The 18224-nt window shown below is 41.3% G+C and carries 18 protein-coding genes; 11 read left to right on the top strand and 7 right to left on the bottom strand.

The window, feature by feature from the left end:
- Positions 1 to 117: 117 nt before the first annotated feature.
- Both B9T26_RS12120 and B9T26_RS12125 read left to right on the top strand, forming a co-directional pair.
- Complete coding sequence (locus tag B9T26_RS12120) at positions 118 to 1101, top strand: ion transporter (protein ID WP_086199940.1); 984 nt, start codon at positions 118 to 120, stop codon at positions 1099 to 1101.
- A gap of 307 nt (positions 1102 to 1408) precedes the next feature.
- Positions 1409 to 1771, top strand: a complete 363-nt coding sequence (locus B9T26_RS12125; protein WP_086199941.1) for a hypothetical protein — start codon at positions 1409 to 1411, stop codon at positions 1769 to 1771.
- Between the two features lie 313 nt (positions 1772 to 2084).
- Here the strand turns inward: B9T26_RS12125 and B9T26_RS15840 are convergent, their stop codons facing one another.
- Entirely contained in the window at positions 2085 to 2249 is a 165-nt protein-coding gene (locus B9T26_RS15840) for a hypothetical protein (RefSeq protein WP_086199942.1), read from the bottom strand.
- 507 nt (positions 2250 to 2756) lie between these two features.
- Here B9T26_RS15840 and B9T26_RS12140 point away from each other — a divergent pair.
- Together B9T26_RS12140 and B9T26_RS12145 are read left to right on the top strand one after the other, a co-directional pair.
- A complete protein-coding gene (locus tag B9T26_RS12140; protein ID WP_086199944.1) occupies positions 2757 to 3677 on the top strand; it encodes a LysR family transcriptional regulator in 921 nt (306 codons plus the stop codon).
- A 168-nt stretch (positions 3678 to 3845) separates the two neighbouring features.
- Positions 3846 to 5021 (top strand): CynX/NimT family MFS transporter, encoded by a 1176-nt coding sequence (locus B9T26_RS12145; RefSeq protein WP_086199945.1) that lies wholly within the window; start codon positions 3846 to 3848, stop codon positions 5019 to 5021.
- Between the two features lie 53 nt (positions 5022 to 5074).
- Here the strand turns inward: B9T26_RS12145 and B9T26_RS12150 are convergent, their stop codons facing one another.
- Positions 5075 to 5527 (bottom strand): DUF441 domain-containing protein, encoded by a 453-nt coding sequence (locus tag B9T26_RS12150; protein WP_086199946.1) that lies wholly within the window; start codon positions 5525 to 5527, stop codon positions 5075 to 5077.
- 139 nt (positions 5528 to 5666) lie between these two features.
- Here B9T26_RS12150 and B9T26_RS12155 point away from each other — a divergent pair, with 139 nt between their 5' ends.
- Positions 5667 to 6377: a pseudouridine synthase gene (locus tag B9T26_RS12155; protein ID WP_086199947.1), complete on the top strand. Its 711-nt coding sequence runs from the start codon at positions 5667 to 5669 to the stop codon at positions 6375 to 6377.
- A gap of 3 nt (positions 6378 to 6380) precedes the next feature.
- On the opposite strand, the gene B9T26_RS12160 is transcribed toward B9T26_RS12155, so the two are convergent.
- The 3 genes from B9T26_RS12160 to B9T26_RS12170 all read right to left on the bottom strand — a co-directional run bounded on the left by B9T26_RS12160 (position 6381) and on the right by B9T26_RS12170 (position 8273).
- Positions 6381 to 6824 (bottom strand): GNAT family N-acetyltransferase, encoded by a 444-nt coding sequence (locus B9T26_RS12160; protein ID WP_086199948.1) that lies wholly within the window; start codon positions 6822 to 6824, stop codon positions 6381 to 6383.
- A gap of 92 nt (positions 6825 to 6916) precedes the next feature.
- Positions 6917 to 7252 (bottom strand): type II toxin-antitoxin system RelB/DinJ family antitoxin, encoded by a 336-nt coding sequence (locus B9T26_RS12165; RefSeq protein WP_086199949.1) that lies wholly within the window; start codon positions 7250 to 7252, stop codon positions 6917 to 6919.
- A gap of 115 nt (positions 7253 to 7367) precedes the next feature.
- Positions 7368 to 8273, bottom strand: coding sequence for a pseudouridine synthase (locus tag B9T26_RS12170; RefSeq protein WP_086199950.1), 906 nt, complete (start codon positions 8271 to 8273; stop codon positions 7368 to 7370).
- 149 nt (positions 8274 to 8422) lie between these two features.
- Here B9T26_RS12170 and tsaE point away from each other — a divergent pair, with 149 nt between their 5' ends.
- From tsaE to hfq, 4 genes are all read left to right on the top strand, one after another.
- Complete coding sequence (tsaE, locus tag B9T26_RS12175) at positions 8423 to 8899, top strand: tRNA (adenosine(37)-N6)-threonylcarbamoyltransferase complex ATPase subunit type 1 TsaE (protein ID WP_086199951.1); 477 nt, start codon at positions 8423 to 8425, stop codon at positions 8897 to 8899.
- A complete protein-coding gene (gene mutL / locus B9T26_RS12180; RefSeq protein WP_086199952.1) occupies positions 8892 to 10859 on the top strand; it encodes a DNA mismatch repair endonuclease MutL in 1968 nt (655 codons plus the stop codon). The genes tsaE and mutL overlap by 8 nt, the downstream gene beginning before the upstream one ends.
- A 6-nt stretch (positions 10860 to 10865) precedes the next feature.
- Complete coding sequence (miaA, locus tag B9T26_RS12185; protein ID WP_086199953.1) at positions 10866 to 11810, top strand: tRNA (adenosine(37)-N6)-dimethylallyltransferase MiaA; 945 nt, start codon at positions 10866 to 10868, stop codon at positions 11808 to 11810.
- Positions 11811 to 11900: 90 nt separating this feature from the next.
- The gene (hfq, locus tag B9T26_RS12190) at positions 11901 to 12419 is read left to right on the top strand and encodes an RNA chaperone Hfq (protein WP_086199954.1); all 519 of its coding nucleotides are present in this window, start codon (positions 11901 to 11903) and stop codon (positions 12417 to 12419) included.
- Positions 12420 to 12623: 204 nt separating this feature from the next.
- Here hfq and B9T26_RS12195 read toward each other — a convergent pair whose 3' ends face one another.
- Positions 12624 to 13928 (bottom strand): peptidylprolyl isomerase, encoded by a 1305-nt coding sequence (locus B9T26_RS12195; RefSeq protein WP_086199955.1) that lies wholly within the window; start codon positions 13926 to 13928, stop codon positions 12624 to 12626.
- Complete coding sequence (locus tag B9T26_RS12200; RefSeq protein WP_086199956.1) at positions 13928 to 16372, bottom strand: LPS-assembly protein LptD; 2445 nt, start codon at positions 16370 to 16372, stop codon at positions 13928 to 13930. The genes B9T26_RS12195 and B9T26_RS12200 overlap by 1 nt, the downstream gene beginning before the upstream one ends.
- A 119-nt stretch (positions 16373 to 16491) precedes the next feature.
- On the opposite strand from B9T26_RS12200, the gene B9T26_RS12205 reads away from it, so the two are divergent.
- Positions 16492 to 17505, top strand: coding sequence for an aminoglycoside phosphotransferase family protein (locus B9T26_RS12205; protein ID WP_086199957.1), 1014 nt, complete (start codon positions 16492 to 16494; stop codon positions 17503 to 17505).
- Positions 17506 to 18195 carry an N-acetylmuramate alpha-1-phosphate uridylyltransferase MurU gene (gene murU, locus B9T26_RS12210; RefSeq protein ID WP_086199958.1) on the top strand — a complete coding sequence of 230 codons (690 nt, stop codon included), beginning with the start codon at positions 17506 to 17508 and terminating at the stop codon, positions 18193 to 18195. It begins immediately after the preceding gene.
- Positions 18196 to 18224: the final 29 nt, after the last annotated feature.

Here is an 18224-nt window from a genome sequence, read left to right on the forward strand (position 1 = left end):
TGGATAAATTAAAGTAATGCTAAATTAGTGAGTGACAAATACACTATGATTTGTCACTCATTACAACTTTGCAAACTTGGGTTAAACTACAGCCTTTAAATTATAATATGCACGGCTATGGTCTTTACCACGTGGTACACGCTAAGAAAATTCGTTTATAACAATTTACATAATGAAGACTACGAAACAAAATTTAGTCGTGCGATTAACTATTTTTTAATTTTACTGATTATTGGTAATGCGGCAGCAGTGCTATTGGAGTCGGTAAATGACATTTACCAATCCTATTCAGTGTTTTTCGATTTTTTTGAATACTTCTCGATCCTGATTTTTTCGATTGAATATTTGCTCCGCTTTTGGTCAATTGCTGAAGACAATCCATTTCACAGTGCATGGAACAATCGCCTGCATTGGCTGAAAAGTGGGGCAGCACTCATTGATTTACTGGCCATATTACCGGCTTATATCAATTTCTGGGTACCTATTGATTTACGCTTCCTGAGAATTTTACGGCTCATAAGATTATTAAAATTGACCCGCTATTTTGTTTCTTTGCAAATTCTATTACGCGTGATTGAACGAGAAAAAGGCTCTTTTCAGGCAGTCATTTTTATTTTAAGCATTATGATTATGATGGCTGCAGCCAGTATTTATGTGGTGGAGAGCCAAGCTCAGCCAGAGGTATTTACTTCAATTCCTGCCTCAATGTGGTGGGCGGTGGTGACCTTGACTACTGTGGGTTATGGTGATGTTACGCCTATCACGCCTTTAGGGCGGTTTTTGGGTGCATTAATTACCATTTTAGGTGTCGGGCTGGCAGCTTTACCTGCAGGTATTTTGGCAACCGGTCTGACGCATGAACTGGAACAGCGTAAGCAGAACCTGGAGTTAAAATTTAGGGAGTTATTGCAGAGTTCTGAAATTGATTTATTGAGTGATCACGAGAAAATAGAAACAATCCGTAAAGAGGTAGGACTCACTTCCGATCAAACCCGCGATATTATTTTCCAATTACTACGTGAACAACGAGAAGATGCATTGAAGCAAGAGCGCGAGCAATATGCGTATTGTCCACATTGTGGGAAAAAATTACCCGATTAAGAGTATCGCTAATAATGCTTAAACACTTCCATGAAATTGCTGATCAAGCCTGTGGTTAAGGATAGATTATTTCTAATAATTCCTTACTGAATGGCTGTGTCCATGACGGATTTGAATGTCTATGTTGCTGCGAGCACGAGCAAGAATATGGGCGAATGTAAAGTCTCATAACAATTATCACTTTGAGCCGGAAAAATAATTTGTTATGTTGTTTCTGAATAACAATAATCTGGATCAGTTTGAAAAGTGAAAAAAACAGGATGATTTTTTCACTGACTTAAAATAATAAAAACTCAAAGGAAAATATATGAAACAGTATCAAAGAGCAGCGCTTGCCTTAGTGGTGGCCAAGCTGGAATTTGGCAATCATAAATCGAATATTTATGATTATAATGAAAGTGCATACCCTCAAATCAGCGGTAATGTAAATGCACAAGAAGCAAAACTGTATGATTACCAGCGATCAGCGGTTTTTGAGGGACGCAACACCGGTCGGGAATTTAACCTCTACGATTATGGTCATAGCGAATTTATCAGTTTAAAAAAGAAAGGCATAAAAAAATACGAAGGTTATCATTATGGTAACTCAAGTTATTACGAAATCACCATTTCAGGCTCGACCATCAGTCTGTATGACTTTAGTACTGGACAATATTATAACTTTAGCTAGTTCATCATGAATTTGATGATAAAAAAATAGCCTTTATAAAGGAGCTATCTTTACTTTACTCTTTTTTTTGAAAATCTATGGTTCCTTTCTATAGATTATGCTGCTTCAGCTTCCAGTTCTTTAGGCACTTCTTTGACCATTTTAACCAAAGTTGCCGGCGCCGTTTTAGTTTCCGTCCATCTACGAATTTTAAAGAGCTTTTATATACACTAATGTCAGCATCATCTGAACAACATTCACAAGTATATTTTTAAACCTACCGCATGCGTCACAATACGACCATAAAAATTCACCCACAGCGATTAAAGGTAGATCAGTTTCCGATTTGAGACTGCCAATTTGACGCTTCAACTGCTTGTACTTTAGCCAAAAAATCCGCTGGTGTGGTTTTGCCTTTCCAGTAACTTTCCTGAGCAAATTTAAGTTCACATTTTGTCCCAATACGTGGATAGCCAAGAATGTGAGAAGTAATTGTCATAATTTTTTCCTACAGGGAGATCGCTTTCGTTGAAAACATCATCGAATAAAACCAAACATGAAACAGACTAATTAAATTTATGGTATAGTGAATTATATTCATTTATGAGTTGTCGAATTTGATTATTGTTTTCAGATAAATAGAAAAAATACAGTCAAATTCATGGTTTTCATTTATTTTAAGTTTTGCCTGGTCCTTGCCACTCGAAGCATAGCTTCTCGTCTTGCGCTCAGGCAAAGCTTATTTTCTTTATTGTCCTTCGCACTTCTAGCATAGCTGTAAGTCTTGCGAAGGTTGTTTTCATAGTTTTGCTTGATCCTCGCCACTCGAAGCATAGCTTCTCGTCTTGCGCTCAGGCAAAGCAGTGCTTTCTTTATTGTCCTTCGCACTTCCAGCATAGCTGTAAGTTGCGAAGGTTGTTTTTATAGTTTTGCCTGGTCCTCGCCACTCGAAGCATAGCTTCTCGTCTTGCGCTCAGGCAAAGCAGTGCTTTGCTGGTCTTCGCTCATGCTAGAAATTCGTCACTTAAAAACTTTAACTGCCTTGCGTGAGCATGGTTCATTGGTGGCTGCAGCCAATGACCTGTGTTTAACGCCATCTGCCATTTCCCATCAGTTGAAAGAACTGGATCATTGGTATGGGGTAGAGGTAGTGAATCGACGTAGCCGTCCAGTCACTTTTTCGAGTGTGGGGCAGCGTTTACTGAAATTGGCAGATGATGTATTGCCGCAAATTCAGATTACCCAAACCGACATTACCCGCATTGTACATGGACAAACCGGGCGAATTATTTTTTCTTCAGAATGTCATAGCTGTTTTGACTGGTTGATGCCATTACTCAATCAATATCGTCATTTATATCCGGATGTAGACCTGGATTTTGCTTCGGGTTTTGAAGCCAATCCGCATGAACTGCTGCAAAATGCAGAATTTGACCTGTTGATTACCGCAGATCCTATTGCCTTAAAGGGCATCGAATATTTCCCGATTTTTGAATATGAATCACGTTTGGTGTTATCTAATACCCATCCGCTGGTACGTGCAGAACGCATTACCGTGCAAGAATTGGCTGAGGAAACCCTGATTACTTATCCGGTAGACAAGCACCGTTTAGATATTATGGCGAAACTGTTTATTCCTGCAAATATTCAACCTAAGCAGGTACGGACTACCGATTTAACTCAAATGTTAATTCAACTGGTGGCAAGTGGACGGGGGATTGCGGCACTTCCCGACTGGGTAGTCAATGAATATGAGCAAAAAGGCTGGGTGACTTCGCGCCGTTTAGATTGTGTATCTTCTGCCGGTTTGCGCCGTACCTTGTATGCGGGTTATCGAACTGAAGAACAAGAAAAAAGCTATTTTGAAGGATTCCTGAAACAATTGGCTAAATTCTCACAAAAGCGTAATCAATATTATTCTGCTTAAAAAGGGCGTGCTGAATTTTGCACAAGTTAAAAGCTGCGGATGAAATTTTATCATGCCCTGATGCTAGTGAAGATTGATTGTTCTCAGCTCTAAGCTGATCTAAATCAAAGATAAATAGCCGTTTTTATTCTTGCTAGTCTAGCGCTGGAATCGCTAAAGGAGAAGGTTATGAGTTCCGCGCATTGGCTGAGCAAAGATTTATGGATTATTGCAGCAGGATTTGTCGCTGCCATGCATGTCGGGAAGTTGCCACCTACGGTTCCTGTACTCCAAGCCGAGTTAGGCATCAGTTTGGTTCAAGCCGGATTTTTATTGTCGCTGGTGCAAGTTGCGGGTATGTGCATGGCACTCGTGTTGGGCAGTTATACCGCTAAAATTGGCTTAAAATGCTGTGTCTTATTTGGATTGAGTTTACTTGCTATCGCCAGTTTTGGCGGTGGTTTTGTCCAAACGTTCTCAGGGTTGCTGGCACTGCGTGTGATCGAGGGGTTCGGATTTTTACTGATTACCTTAAGTGGTCCTGCTTTTATCCGCCAACTGGTTCCCGTCGAGCAGTTGCAAGCCAAGATGGGGCTGTGGAGCGCCTATATGGGCGGCGGGATGGGAATAAGCTTGCTGTGTACCCCATTTTTGCTGAATAGCATAGGTTGGCAAGGGGTCTGGATTTGTTTTGGCTTATTATCACTTGCCTTGGCCTGTGTGATTTACGTGATTATTCCCACAGCGCAAACTCATACCCAGTCAGTTGCGATTTTCGATTTAATTCAATTGACTTTAAAACATCCTCCTGCGTGGATTCTGGCCATTATTTTTGGTGTATATGCTGGGCAATGGTTTGGTTTGGTCGGTTTTTTACCCAGTATTTATCAGCAATATCAAATTTCTTTAGCCCTGGCAGGTACCTTAACGGCTATTGTGACGATTGCCAATGCTGTTGGCACCTTTGTGTGTGGCTTACTATTACAGCGTGGTTTTCGGCCTCAAACTTTAGTCCAAACCGGTTTTGTCACTTTAATGGTTTGTGCTCTGAGTTTTTATCTGTTACGCGAATTCTTGCCCTTTATTCTGCAATTTATATTGGTTTTGAGCTTTTCATTATTTGGCGGTTTGGTGGCAGCGGTCGTGTTTTCCCAAGTGTTAAATTTTTCTGCCAAGCCGATGGCTATTAGCACCACGATCGGGCTGGTGTTGCAATTTTCTGCCACCTCGCAATTCCTGTTGCCGCCTTTAATTGCCTCAATTGTACTGGCGACAGGTGGGTGGTTTTGGGTGGGAATTCTCATGGCCACACTGTCTTCAATCGGCATGATTTTAAGCAGCATTTTATTTCGAAAAGCTGCCTAGTTCTTGAGGTGAAGACCTATGAGGGCTGATTTGCAAGCTTAAGATTTGAGAATCTAAGAATGTCCAATAAACAGGGTTAGTATGCCTGCGGCAATTAAAGGGCCAACCGGAACACCGCGCAAAACAGCCACACCTGCAACAGTTCCGATGAGTAAACCTGCAACCACATCGGGTTGATTGGTCATTAGTTTTACACCACGACCACCCAGCCATGCCACAAGAACCCCAATCGCAATAGCAAGTAATGATTTCCAGCTCATAAATGATTTTAAAATGGTATCTCCCGGAATTTTGCCACTGGCAATCGGCGTGAGCACACCAATGGTTAAAATAATGATGCCAATATTTAAGCCGTGTTGCTGCAAGTAGGGAAAATATTCACTCAGCGGAGTAATACGAAAAACAATCAGTACGCCCGCAGCAATTGTCACGGCACTATTATGGCTAAAGATACCGCAGGCCAATAAAACCAGCAGAACGATCAGGTTTAAATCTAAATGGGACATTATTTAAAGGGAGAAAGTGATCAATCATGTCTATTGTATAAGGTTTTTACGTTAGATATGACTGAAAAGGCAGGAACTATAAAAATAGTCATCATTTCAGTATAGAATGCGCATTCCGTGATAGTAAAAGGTTGGGTCTATGTTGTTGGAAAAGATGTTGCAATCGCAGGGTTTTGGTTCGCGTAAACATTGCCAGCAGCTCATCAAGAATGGCGCTATTACCATTCAGGATGAAGTCATCACCAATCCAAAGCAGCAACTGGGTTTAAATGGGCTCAGTTTTTCCGTCTATGGCGAAACTTTTGATTATCGGGAAAAGGTTTATATCGCCTTAAATAAGCCGCAAGGTTATGAGTGTTCACATCAGGCGACCCATCATTTTAGCGTATTCGATTTGTTTGACGATATATTGATGAATCGAGGCTTGCAATGTGTAGGACGTCTGGATCAGGATACCAGCGGACTGTTATTACTCACCGATGATGGTCAGTTTCTACAGGCTTTAACCCATCCGAAAAAACATGTGGCGAAAGTATACCGCATGCAGACCGCTGATCCTGTGACAGCAGAGCAAATTCAGCAATTAGAGCAGGGCGTAGAATTACGCAACGAATCAGGTATTTTTGCTGCAACGGAGCTTGTGCAACTTGCAGAAAATCAATTGCAGTTCACCGTTCATCAAGGTGTTTATCATCAGGTGAAACGAATGCTGGCGGCGGTAGGCAATAAAGTTGAGCAATTACATCGTCAACAAATTGGTGCTTTGGAATTAACTGATTTGGAAGAAGGACAGTGGATCTATCTCAGCGCCGTACAGGTGGAACTAGCCAAGACACGAATGACGGTTTAATCGTTATTTGAGGAAACAGTGATAGATCTGAAATTCAGTATCTTTGACAAAACCCATTTTTTCATACAGCTGGTGTGATTTATAATTGGTTTTTTGTGTTTCCAGGCTAATGCGAATTGCATTTTCATGACGGGCAAATAAAATAGCAGTATCAATCAGTTGTTTAGCGGAACCCTGACGACGATAAGTTGGGGTGACGTAAACATCATCCAGAATATAATAAATAGAACATGATACTGAAGAAAAACCCAAATACAGTAAAATAAAACCGGTAAAGACATCATCTTTCACGTGAATAAAAATAATACTTTCCTGATTTTCAAAACGTTGTTTTAAGTATTGATAAGATAAATCCAGATTGGAAGAAGCACCATAAAATTGGCGATATTCATCGAATAAAACAGCAAGGGGATGTAAATCTTCTAAAGTTGCGCGTCTTACGATCATGCGATACTCCATGCTTTTTTATTGTCTTCGCATGAAGCATACCTAAGTTTATATAAGATTTTTTCTAAATTTTGTTTGTAAATGCGACACTGTTAAGTTTTGTCACTTTCACCCAGAATGGCATTCAGCTCTTCAAAAAGATCGAGATGATCATCATCCAGGTCAAATTCCTGATCCATCTGCATGGCTTGATCAACGGGCAAATTCAATTCCGTTTGCTGTTGCTTTAATTTGCGGATTTTATTCAGTTGATCAAGGTTAATGTTTTGATTTTCAATAGAAAATGGAATGGATTTTGTTAATACGACTTGTTTAAAAAATAGTCGTACTGCTTGTGCTGGCGTAATGCCCAATTGTTTAAACACCGCAAAAGCATGTTTTTTTTCTTGGGAATCAAGTCGTATTTGATAAACTTCGGTTTTTCTCATGATTTTTTAAATACGTCTAATTACTTAACTTTTCAGCATTTATTTTAATCAAATTGAATGTAATTTCAATATTCATACACCAGATTTACCAAAATAATTTGTAATGACAAGCATATTACAATGTCAGATCAAAGTGAGATGAAAAAGCCATCTCCTGCTGGGAAAGAGGATCAACAAAAGCAATATGCTTGGCTAACAGTTGTAGCGGCGCAGAAAAATCATCTTCCCTTTTGTGTTGTACGGTCGGATAAAAGGGGTCATTTTTGATGGCAATGCCCAAACTGTTTAAGTGCACACGCAATTGGTGCTGCTTTCCGGTGGTGGGTCTAAGCTCATATTTAGCCCATGCTGCATCATGCTCGATTAAATTAATCTCTGTTTCACTATTTATTGTTCCTTCAACCACTTGCATGGTGTAGAACGGCTGTCCTTTTTCCATGCGATAACGTGTATAGCAAGGAAATGTTAAGTTGGTATGAAAAGGCGCAATGGCATGATAAGTCTTTTTCACCTCACGTCTGGCAAACATCTCCTGATAAATTGCACGTGTACAGGCTTGCTTAGAGAATAAAACCACACCGGCTGTTTCGCGGTCTAGCCGATGAATCGGAGTTAAAAATTCATTGCTGGTCTGTTTTTTTAAACGTACCAGCAGCGTTTCTTGCACATATTGTCCGGTGGGGCTGATGGTTAAAAAATGCGGTTTGTCGATCACCAGCAAGTGTTCATTTTCAAATAAAACTTCATGTTCAAAAGGAACATGAATTTCATGAGCTAAAAAACGGTAATAAAACACATGACTATTTTCGGTATAAGGCGCATGTGCTGTTAAGCCATTGCCCGCGGCATCATAGATTAAACCGTCGGCAAAACGTTGTAGCCATTCATCCTTGGCAATATGTGGAAACTGCTGACATAGATATTGAAAGACACAGTTCGGTGCTGGGGTAATTTTAGGAAGAAAGACTTTGCTTGCGCTTACGCCATCAATCATGGGTGGAATAAATTCAGTGCGGGTCATGTCAGGGTCGAGGCTATCAATCAATGGTATTTATACAGGGATATTTGCAATCAAATGCGGGAAAAGTTACACATTTAGAAGTGTGAGCATGGGCAATAAAGCGGTGCGATGCTATCATAATTGTTCTTTTGAATCTTGTCGTGAGAAATATGCTGTATTCATTTAAACTGGCCTTAAACAATGAAGACGATACCCAAAATTTAGCACAGGTTTTGGCGCAGCATTTTAGCACGGGCGTGATTTACTTAATTGGTGATTTAGGTGCAGGCAAGACTACGCTTACCCGCTATTTCTTGCAAAGTTTGGGTCATCAGGGAGCGGTCAAAAGCCCTACTTACACTTTGGTTGAACCCTATAATATCAATGGAAAAGACATCTTTCATTTCGATTTATACCGCTTGAATGATCCTTATGAACTTGAACTGATGGGTATTCGCGACTATTTAGAAACCCCGAATGCGCTGTTTTTATTTGAATGGCCATCCAAAGGTGGCGATGAAATTCCTCAACCTGACCTGATTGTCAATATTGAAAAGTCTGAAGATGAACTGACGCGTACTGCGAGTTTAAGTTTCTCATCAGCAGCATTAAACCAAGCCTTAGCGAGTCAATTTAACAATGCATGATGATGTAATAAGCTTGCGTCGTATTCATACCCTTAATCCTGCACTGGCGAACCAGATTGCTGCGGGTGAGGTGATTGAACGTCCTGCCTCTGTAGTCAAAGAATTACTGGAAAACTCGATTGATGCGGGTGCGACGGAGCTTATTATTCGGGTTGAACAAGGTGGCAGCACCTTAATTGAAATTATCGACAATGGCCGTGGTATTCATCCTGAAGACCTGGCGCTGGCAGTAATGCGTCATGCCACCAGTAAAATTCAAACGGCAGATGATTTGCATGCCATTGTCAGCTTGGGCTTTCGTGGTGAAGCCTTGGCCTCTATTGCCGCAGTTTCGCGCTTAACCCTCTGCAGTAGCCAAAACGATGAAGGAGTAGGCTATCAGGTTGAAGTCAATGGTACGGCTTTTGATCATCAGGAAATTCAAGCGGTTGCTACACAAAAAGGCACTCATATTCGGGTACAGGACCTGTTTTTTAATGTACCGGCACGTCGCAAGTTCTTAAAAAAACAGGGCACTGAATTTGGGCATATTGAAGAAATCGTTCGCCGACTGGCACTCACCCATTTTGATATCCGTTTTGTTTTAGAACATAACAACACTATTCGTTTGAATTTGCCGGTTGCAGATAGTGGTGAACTGCGCTTCCAGCGGGTGCAGCAATTATTGGGCCGACAATTTACCGAGAATGCTTACTGGATCGATGCCGACAGTATTGATATGCGTTTATCTGGCTGGTTAGGACATCCTTCAGATGCGCGTGGGCAGGCAGATTTGCAATATGTGTATGTGAATGGACGGATTGTTAAAGATAAAACTATCTCGCATGCCTTGCGTATGGCTTATGATGGCATTCTGCATGGTCATCAGCATGCTGCTTATTTGCTGTTTTTAGAGGTGGATCCTGAAAATATTGATGTCAATGTACATCCCACCAAACACGAAATCCGGTTTTTAAATCAGCGCGAAGTACACGAGTTTGTACGTCATTTTGCTAAAGAAAAACTGTCCCAATTTCAAACCGCCACAGCTGAACTGGCTTCGGCAATGAAAAGGGATGAAACAGATCAGATTGCTTCGCTACAACCTCAGCCGCGTTATCAGGAGCAGTTTCAACTGCATAAAGCGATAGATGCCTATACACCACAACCAGAAGCACAAATTTCCACGGATTTGCTCAGTGATTTTAATTCCAGCAGTCCGCAAACGGTACACTATGCTTCATCGCAGTCACAAGGTCGCTATAACGGCTCACAGCAGCTAAATAATGCCTTGCAAAGCTATCTGGCACCGTTACGGGAAGGAGTGGATGTTCAATCTTCCATAACGAATAGCCTAAGTAATGCAGAACGACAACAATCAACTTATGTTGATGAGCATCCTCTCGGTATAGCCATTGCACAGTTACATGGCATTTATATTTTGGCACAGAACACTGAAGGCTTGATTATTGTCGATATGCATGCCGCGCATGAACGCATTGTCTTGCAGCAAATGAAAACCGCATGGGATAAACCCGAATTCTGGACCTCACAGCAATTGCTGATTCCTAAAGTGATCAGCATCAGCCGTATGCAGGCGATGCGGGTAGATGATTTAAAAAGTCAGTTGGCACGCTTGGGTCTGGAAATTGACCAGTATGGTGATGAGCAGGTGATTGTACGCGGAGTACCCGCTATTTTGCACAAGGCTGATTTTGCAGCTTTAGTTCCTGAGTTGCTTAATGATCTCGATCCCAATGACGAAGCACAGGGATTGCTGCAAAAGCGTGACCAGATTTTAGCAGGCATGGCCTGTCATGGCGCAGTGCGTGCCCATCGCATCTTAAGTCTTTCGGAAATGAACGCTTTGCTGCGTCAAATGGAACAAACTGAATTTGCCAGTCAGTGTAATCATGGACGTCCGACCTGGCGTGCATTTCCACTTTCACAATTAGATAAACTTTTTGCTCGAGGAGAGTAGTTGTACATGTCAAATCAATTGCCGGTCATCAATTTAATGGGACCAACTGCAAGTGGTAAAACCGCTTTGGCATGTGAACTTTATGAGCAAGGTCATTTTGAGCTGATCTCTGTCGATTCTGCGCTGGTTTATCAAGATATGGACATTGGTACTGCCAAACCGACTAAAGAAGAACAGGCGCGCTATCCGCATCATCTGATCGACATCATTTCACCCTTGGAAGTGTATTCGGCTGCCCAGTTTGTAGAAGATGCCTGTGGGTTGATTGATGCTATCCATGCACGCGGTAAAACCCCGATTTTAGTCGGAGGTACCATGCTGTATTTCAAGGCTTTATTAGAAGGATTGTCGAGTAATTTGCCCAGTGCAGATTATGCACTACGCGCTGAAATTGAGGCTAAGGCAGAACGTGAAGGCTGGGAAGCTGTTTACCAGGAATTATGTGAGGTTGATGTTCTAGCGGGTCAGAAATTTAAAATTAGTGATAAACAACGCATAATTCGCGCCTTGGAAGTATTTAAGCTGACTGGACAGCCAATTACAAAACTACAAGCTGAACAACCAAAAAATGTACCATACCGCTACACATTTCATAATCATGCTTTATTGCCTGATCGTGTAGAATTACATAAGCGTATCGAACAACGCCTAAAAACTATGTGGGATATCGGATTTTTACATGAGGTGGAAAGACTGATTGAAAAATACGATTTAAATGATAATTTACCATCCATGCGCTCAGTTGGTTATCGGCAAGCTTTAGAATTTATACAAAAAAGTGACAGAAGTAACGAAAAACGACGAGAAATGGAGGATAAGTCTTTGTTTGCAACACGACAACTGGCTAAACGTCAATATACCTGGTTAAGATCTTTGCAAGAATCGCATAAATTTAAAACATATTTGACGGTCACGCAGGCTCAAGAAGACTTGCGAAAGTGTTACGGATAAAGCAAAATTTAGTAACTATCTTTTTTATAATTTTTATTGAGAAATAAAGATAGTTTTTTGCGCTGATTTTAAATTTTTTGGAGTTATAACATGTCTAAAGGTCAAACTTTACAAGATCCGTTCTTAAATTCTCTCCGTAAGGAACGTATTCCTGTTTCTATCTTCCTTGTGAATGGTATTAAATTACAAGGTCATATTGAATCATTTGACCAATATGTAGTTTTGTTGAAAAATACTGTAAGTCAAATGGTTTACAAACATGCCATTTCTACAGTTGTTCCTGCACGTAACCCACGTCCTGCTGGTGCTCCTGCTGGTGCACAAGGCGCTGGTGGCTTCGGTGGTGGTCAGCCTCAAGGTGGCTTCGGCGGTCAAGGTGGCTTCGGCGGTCAAGGTGGCTTCGGCGGTCAAGGTGGCTTCGGCGGTCAAGGTGGCTTCGGCAGTCAAACTGGTGGCTTTGGTGGTCAAGGTGGCTTCGGTGGTCAAACTGGTGGCTTTGGTGGTCAAGGTGGCTTCGGTGCTCAAGGTGGCTTCGGTGGTCAATCAAACCCAGGCTTTGAAGGCGAAACAAAATTTGAAGATTCTCAAGACGACGAAAATAACCGTTAATTGTTAATTTTTAGAAAGCCTCTCCTTGTGAGAGGCTTTTTTTTGTGTAAAAAAATAGAAAATAAAATGAATAGGCATTTGATGGGTTTTTAAAATTATGTGCTGTTATTTTAAATAGAGATAAATGTGGGTTTCTATATCACAGGAAATAAAAAAGCCAGCTGTTCACACAACTGGCTTCGGGCTAATTTAAACAGTTTGAAATTATTTATTTTTCTTACGGTCAAGACTAGGATCTTTAATTTCTACAAAGGCATTGCTGCGAATTTCACGTAGCCAGCTATCCAGTTCAGCATCAAATTGACGTTCGCCTAGAATCTGACGGGCCATACGTTGCTGATATTCATGCGTCATATCTTGTTGGCGTGTGTCAGTCACCTGAAGAATGTGCCAACCAAATTGAGTCTGGAAAGGTGCACTGATTTGACCTACAGGGGTATTCTTCATTTGAGCGTCGAATTCAGGCACCATCACACCCGGGCTCACCCAGCCTAAACTACCACCATCACGTGCAGAACCCGGATCATTGGAAAAAGTAGAGGCCAATACGGCAAAATCTTCACCTGCTTTTAAGCGGTTATAGATACTGTCAATTTGCTGTTTGGCATTTTCCGGACTTACCACTTCAGAAGGCTGAATTAAAATGTGGCGTGCCTGATATTGAGGCACAATCGCTTTTTGATCGGCACCTTTACGATCAACCAGTTTTAATACATGGATACCATCACGAACCGGAATCAGGTCTGTGGTCTGTCCAACTTGTAGCGGACTTACACGTGCAGCCAGTTCGCCTGGGATGTCGGATAGATTACGAAAGCCCATATCGGCACTTTCAACTTTTACGCTATTTGCAGTGAATTTTTTATCAAGAGCCTGAATATCATTACTCTGTTTGAGAGCAGCTTGAACTTGTTTGGCCACTTTTTCTATGTTGTTGTCGCCAGAAATGCGGACATGCAATACGTGAACCTGATTGCCTAAAGCGGCTTGACCTTGCGGAGTCTTTAAGAAATTTTCTACATCCTGATCGCTAATTTTAATGCGTGACATCACCACCTGTTGACGCAGGCGGTTAATTGCTAAATCTTCTGCAATACGATGACGCAAAGATTCATAAGTTCCCGGAGCAATACCATCCAGCTTTTGCTGGAATGCTTCTAAACTCTTGCTACCAGACTGGCCTGCGACCTTAAGCACAGCTTCATTCAGTTCTTTTTCATTCGGTTTGATATTGTAGCGTTTAACTTGCTCGAGTTGTGCTTGACGAATAATAAGTTGGTCAAGTGCCTGTTGCTGTAAATACTGTTCAGGCGGGAGCTGTTTTTTTTGCGCTTCAAGCTGATGTTTGAGTTCGGCGATACCTTGTTCTAAATCACTTTTTAAGATGACACTATTATCTACCAGAGCTACCACTTCATCTGAGGGTTGCGCAAATGTAGTCATTGATGAAGATAAAGCTAAAGCAAGAGCAGTCGCTTTAAAGAAATGTTTTAACTGTATTGTCTTCATTAACGTTGTGTCCAAGATTGATTAATTTTATTAAAACCTAGAATACGGTTTTCTAGTAATGATGAAAGCTTTTTGTTGAAACCACCTAAACCTTTGAGACTGACTTCAGCCATAATAGCGCGTTTTGCATTTACGCCATCTGCATTTACATCATCTAGGTCATTGTAGTAAGAACGTCCATAAACCGAAATGCCCCAGCAACATGACTCATAATTTACACCTAATAAATACTCGCGAGCGACATTATTGTCCAGATCATATTGGGCATGACCTAAAATCCGCCAGTTATTTGCTACAGGTTGAATGAAAGATGCAACCACTTGGTCATATTGCTTTTGTCGGTTTGGAATATCTTTGCGATAGAAATAGCCTAGGTTATAAAGGTTGCCTTGATTGCCGGTATAATACAGTTGCAAGTCACGCTGAGCATTGTCACCATTTGACATCCAGGCTGAATTTGCGCCAATAGTGAAATTTTGTGATAGTTGGCTAGAAACGCTTAAGACTGGTCCGGTATGACGTTCTGTATCAAACTGGTCAGATTCATTATTTAGACTGACACGACGGTCTTCAAAGTAAAAACTTTGGCCTACACTGGTTTTTAAACGTTCCAGACCAATTTCATCAAACAGGCTATAACTTAGACCTAAAGATAAGAAATTGTTGTCTTCAAGTCGGTCATGACCATAGAAACGGCGTGGGCTGAACAACTGGTCATAATTGATAGAGGCGGTGGTAGAGTCAAAGTTTGGATAAGTATCCTGGTTTTTATACGGAGAATAGGCATAAAAAGCGCGAGGGGTAATTGTTTGTAGATATTTACCTTCTTTTTCAAAGGTTAAGCCTGTATCTAAAGTAAATTGCGGTATAGTGACAGACTTTGTTTCATCCGATGAGCTAATGTTTTGAGCTGCAATCGTGTTTTGATCATAGAAAGTATTGATATTACGCAGTGATATTTCCGGAATGACAAATGACCATGGGTTACGGTAGTTGTAACGGACTGCAAAATCATTGTAAATACGTGTGCCGCTTGGCTCTGTAGTTGTACTATTAAAATCGGTGATGTCTTTTTTGAAGTAAGCGGTGTCATTATTGAATTCATATTGCAAGCCTAGTGGATTGCCATTTTTATAATTCAATAAAAACTGTGGTAGACGAGCATAAGGACGGTCTTCAGATGGAACAGTCTTGTCCAGTGTCTGGAAATCTTCCACCTTGAGCTGTGCCTTTAATCCTGGAATGCCATCTTTATAATTCAGTTCCCAGGCACGACGTAAGTTTAAGTCAGTCTTGGAGTTGGGATTGTTATTTAAATCAGAGAAATAATCTTTATCTGATGCATAGTTATATTCGAGATTGGTAGAAAACTGGTCGTTGATTTGCCAGTTATGTAGAAAATGTAAATCTTTACGGTCTTGGTCGTTATATTCACTATCGGAAGCTAAATAACCGCCCCAAAGCATACCCGAGCCAAAATTTTCCGTTAAATAGCGGAATTCACCTTCAAGCATGGCACCACGATCGGCAATATATCGTGGGGTGATGGTTGCATCGTAATTCGGTGCCAGGTTTAAATAAACCGGAACTGCAAGCTCTACACCGCCATCATTAGAAAAGCCGAAACTTGGGGTTAAAATACCTGTGGTGCGGCGGTCATCAATTGGAAAGTTGAAGTAGGGTACTGCTAACACAGGAACATCTTTTACATAAAGTTTGGTACCACGTGTTTCACCACGTCCGGTTTCTTTATTTAAAGTAATTTTATTGGCCTGGATTTTCCAGGTCGGCGTTTCATCTGGTGGACATGTGCTATAGGTTGCATTGTTCATCACCACCACATTTTCCGAGGTGCGGGCAATTTTTTCCGCATGGCCATGCGCATGCTGCTCTTCAGAAATGTAGAAGCTGTTATTCAGGTCACCTTGCTGGGTTTTTAAGTTGTAATTGATCTGGTCACTCTGTGCGAGTAAACCGCCCTGTGCCATTTGTACACGACCTTGGGCATTGGCATAAGTTTGGGTTTGATCAATGGTGATTTTATCGGCACGAATTTGACGACCTTGCTGATCAATCAGTACATTGCCTTCCAATACCGAATCACCATTTGGATCATAATGACCATAATCGGCTGTTACGGTCGATGTTGTGTTTTCCGGGTCTGCAGGCTTGGTTTCCGGACTAATCGGGGTAATCCAGGCGCCTTGACAATACGCAGAACTTAATTGTTGTCCTTGGCGTTGCTGGGCTTCAGGAGAGGATTTGTCTACATAATATTGTTCAAAAAATTGTTGTCCAGGATATGATTCCTGAATGCTGTCTTTCATTTTTTGGTTGTCGACAGTCGAAGCTGGTGTAGATTCAGCATAGCTTGAGATCGAGCTGCCGCATAAAAGGGTAAAGATGGCAGTCGCTAAAGGATTAAATTTAAACTGATGCTTCATTTGTTCATTAACCAAGTATGCTTAATCGCAATTAATTATCCTCGCATCATAGAGAAAAAGTTGATAAGTGGCTACACTTAGCACTTTAAAAACTCAGCCTGTATTAGAATTTATCGCAAATGAATACACAACGTGAACAATTGATACAAACATGGATTACATCTGTACTTGGTTCAGATCAATTTGAAACTCATTTTTTGGCAGGCGATGCAAGCTTCCGTCGTTATGCACGAATCAAATTGAATAATAAAACATTTATGCTTATGGATGCACCACCAGAAAAAGAAGATTGTGGGCCTTTTGTGACGATCGATGAATTTTTTGATAAGAATGGTGTGCGTGTACCGCATATTGTTGCTAAAGACCTGGAACTAGGCTTCTTATTGCTGGAAGATTTTGGCGATGTTTTGCTCTCTACCTTGCTGAATGAGCAAACTGTAGATGCTTATTATGCGCAAAGTTTTAAACAATTGATTCAATTACAAGCAATTGATGGAACAAATCATTTTCCGAATTATTCCTATGAAAAACTGATTTCTGAAATGGAGCTGCTGACTGACTGGATGTTGCCTTCATTGCACATTCAACCGACAGCCGAGGAAAGTGCTTTAATTAAACGCAGTTTTGCTATTTTAGCTAACGCTGCACTGGCACAGCCACAAGTCATTGTACATCGCGATTTTCATAGTCGTAACCTGATGAAAATTGAAGGCGAAACTGATCTGGGTGTGATTGATTTTCAGGATGCCGTGATTGGTGCCGATACCTATGACCTGATTTCAATTACCCGTGATGCTTATGTGCAGTGGAATGCAGACCGTGTTTATATCTGGTTCAAAACCTTCTATGACCTGTTGCCTGAATCAGCTAAACAGGATCGTGATTTTGAACAGTTTAAAAAAGATGCCGACATGATGGCCATTCAACGCCATATTAAAATTTTAGGCATTTTTGTACGCCTGTTTGAGCGTGATGGCAAATCGGGTTATCTCAAAGATTTACCGCGCGTGATGTGGTATTTACTGGAAGAAAGCAACCCTTATGCAGAACTACAACCGTTTATGCAGTTTATTCAGGCTAAGGTAATGCCGAAATTTGAAGCCAAATACGGTCGTTATGAGGTTGCTGCATAAATGAAAGCCATGATTCTTGCTGCGGGTCTGGGTAACCGCATGCGTCCACTGACTCTGCATACGCCAAAACCTTTGCTGGAAGTGAGTGGGAAACCACTGATTGTCTGGCATATTGAAAAATTGCAGAAGATTGGCGTGACGGATATCGTCATCAATACAGCCTGGCTAGGCGAAAAGCTTGTACAGGCACTGGGAGATGGCTCTCAATTTGGTGTCAATATCTTATGGTCACATGAAGGTGAAGGTCTGGAAACCGCGGGTGGCATTATTAATGCCTTACCGCTTTTGGGCGAAGATCCTTTTATTCTGGTCAATGGTGATGTCTGGACCACCATGGATTTTTCAAGTTTACTGGATGTGAAACTGGAAAATGACCTCGCTCATCTGGTTTTGGTCGATAATCCGGCTCAACATCCGCAGGGTGACTTTATCTTGGCCAATGGTCGTGGTTATACTTTTGATCAAGACCAGCAAGGTGAAGCACTGACTTATAGCGGCGTTGCAGTGATTCATCCCAATATGTTTGCAGGCCTGGAAAACGGCAAGCGACCACTGGCCCCTTTGTTAAAGCAAGCTATGCTTGAGCAACAAATTTCTGCATCCAAAATGCAGGGTGTTTGGGTAGATGTTGGCACTCCTGAACGATTAAATGTACTGGATCAACAAATTAAGCAGGGCTTGTACGACTAAGTGCATATTCACTAAGCATAAGCTACTGT

The sequence above is a fragment of the Acinetobacter sp. ANC 4169 genome (assembly GCF_002135355.1).
Lineage (GTDB): Bacteria > Pseudomonadota > Gammaproteobacteria > Pseudomonadales > Moraxellaceae > Acinetobacter.

What these genes read in the sequence shown, in the direction of transcription:
- B9T26_RS12165 (WP_086199949.1), bottom strand. Translation starts at nt 7,252, where the DNA reads ATGAGAAAAACCGAAGTTTATCAAATACGACTTGATTCCCAAGAAAAA.
- murU (WP_086199958.1), top strand. Translation starts at nt 17,506, where the DNA reads ATGAAAGCCATGATTCTTGCTGCGGGTCTGGGTAACCGCATGCGTCCA.
- B9T26_RS12125 (WP_086199941.1), top strand. Translation starts at nt 1,409, where the DNA reads ATGAAACAGTATCAAAGAGCAGCGCTTGCCTTAGTGGTGGCCAAGCTG.
- B9T26_RS12195 (WP_086199955.1), bottom strand. Translation starts at nt 13,928, where the DNA reads ATGAAGACAATACAGTTAAAACATTTCTTTAAAGCGACTGCTCTTGCT.
- B9T26_RS12200 (WP_086199956.1), bottom strand. Translation starts at nt 16,372, where the DNA reads ATGAAGCATCAGTTTAAATTTAATCCTTTAGCGACTGCCATCTTTACC.
- tsaE (WP_086199951.1), top strand. Translation starts at nt 8,423, where the DNA reads ATGCTGTATTCATTTAAACTGGCCTTAAACAATGAAGACGATACCCAA.
- B9T26_RS12140 (WP_086199944.1), top strand. Translation starts at nt 2,757, where the DNA reads ATGCTAGAAATTCGTCACTTAAAAACTTTAACTGCCTTGCGTGAGCAT.
- B9T26_RS12205 (WP_086199957.1), top strand. Translation starts at nt 16,492, where the DNA reads ATGAATACACAACGTGAACAATTGATACAAACATGGATTACATCTGTA.
- B9T26_RS12160 (WP_086199948.1), bottom strand. Translation starts at nt 6,824, where the DNA reads ATGATCGTAAGACGCGCAACTTTAGAAGATTTACATCCCCTTGCTGTT.
- hfq (WP_086199954.1), top strand. Translation starts at nt 11,901, where the DNA reads ATGTCTAAAGGTCAAACTTTACAAGATCCGTTCTTAAATTCTCTCCGT.
- B9T26_RS15840 (WP_086199942.1), bottom strand. Translation starts at nt 2,249, where the DNA reads ATGACAATTACTTCTCACATTCTTGGCTATCCACGTATTGGGACAAAA.
- miaA (WP_086199953.1), top strand. Translation starts at nt 10,866, where the DNA reads ATGTCAAATCAATTGCCGGTCATCAATTTAATGGGACCAACTGCAAGT.
- B9T26_RS12155 (WP_086199947.1), top strand. Translation starts at nt 5,667, where the DNA reads ATGTTGTTGGAAAAGATGTTGCAATCGCAGGGTTTTGGTTCGCGTAAA.
- B9T26_RS12150 (WP_086199946.1), bottom strand. Translation starts at nt 5,527, where the DNA reads ATGTCCCATTTAGATTTAAACCTGATCGTTCTGCTGGTTTTATTGGCC.
- B9T26_RS12120 (WP_086199940.1), top strand. Translation starts at nt 118, where the DNA reads ATGGTCTTTACCACGTGGTACACGCTAAGAAAATTCGTTTATAACAAT.
- B9T26_RS12170 (WP_086199950.1), bottom strand. Translation starts at nt 8,273, where the DNA reads ATGACCCGCACTGAATTTATTCCACCCATGATTGATGGCGTAAGCGCA.
- mutL (WP_086199952.1), top strand. Translation starts at nt 8,892, where the DNA reads ATGCATGATGATGTAATAAGCTTGCGTCGTATTCATACCCTTAATCCT.
- B9T26_RS12145 (WP_086199945.1), top strand. Translation starts at nt 3,846, where the DNA reads ATGAGTTCCGCGCATTGGCTGAGCAAAGATTTATGGATTATTGCAGCA.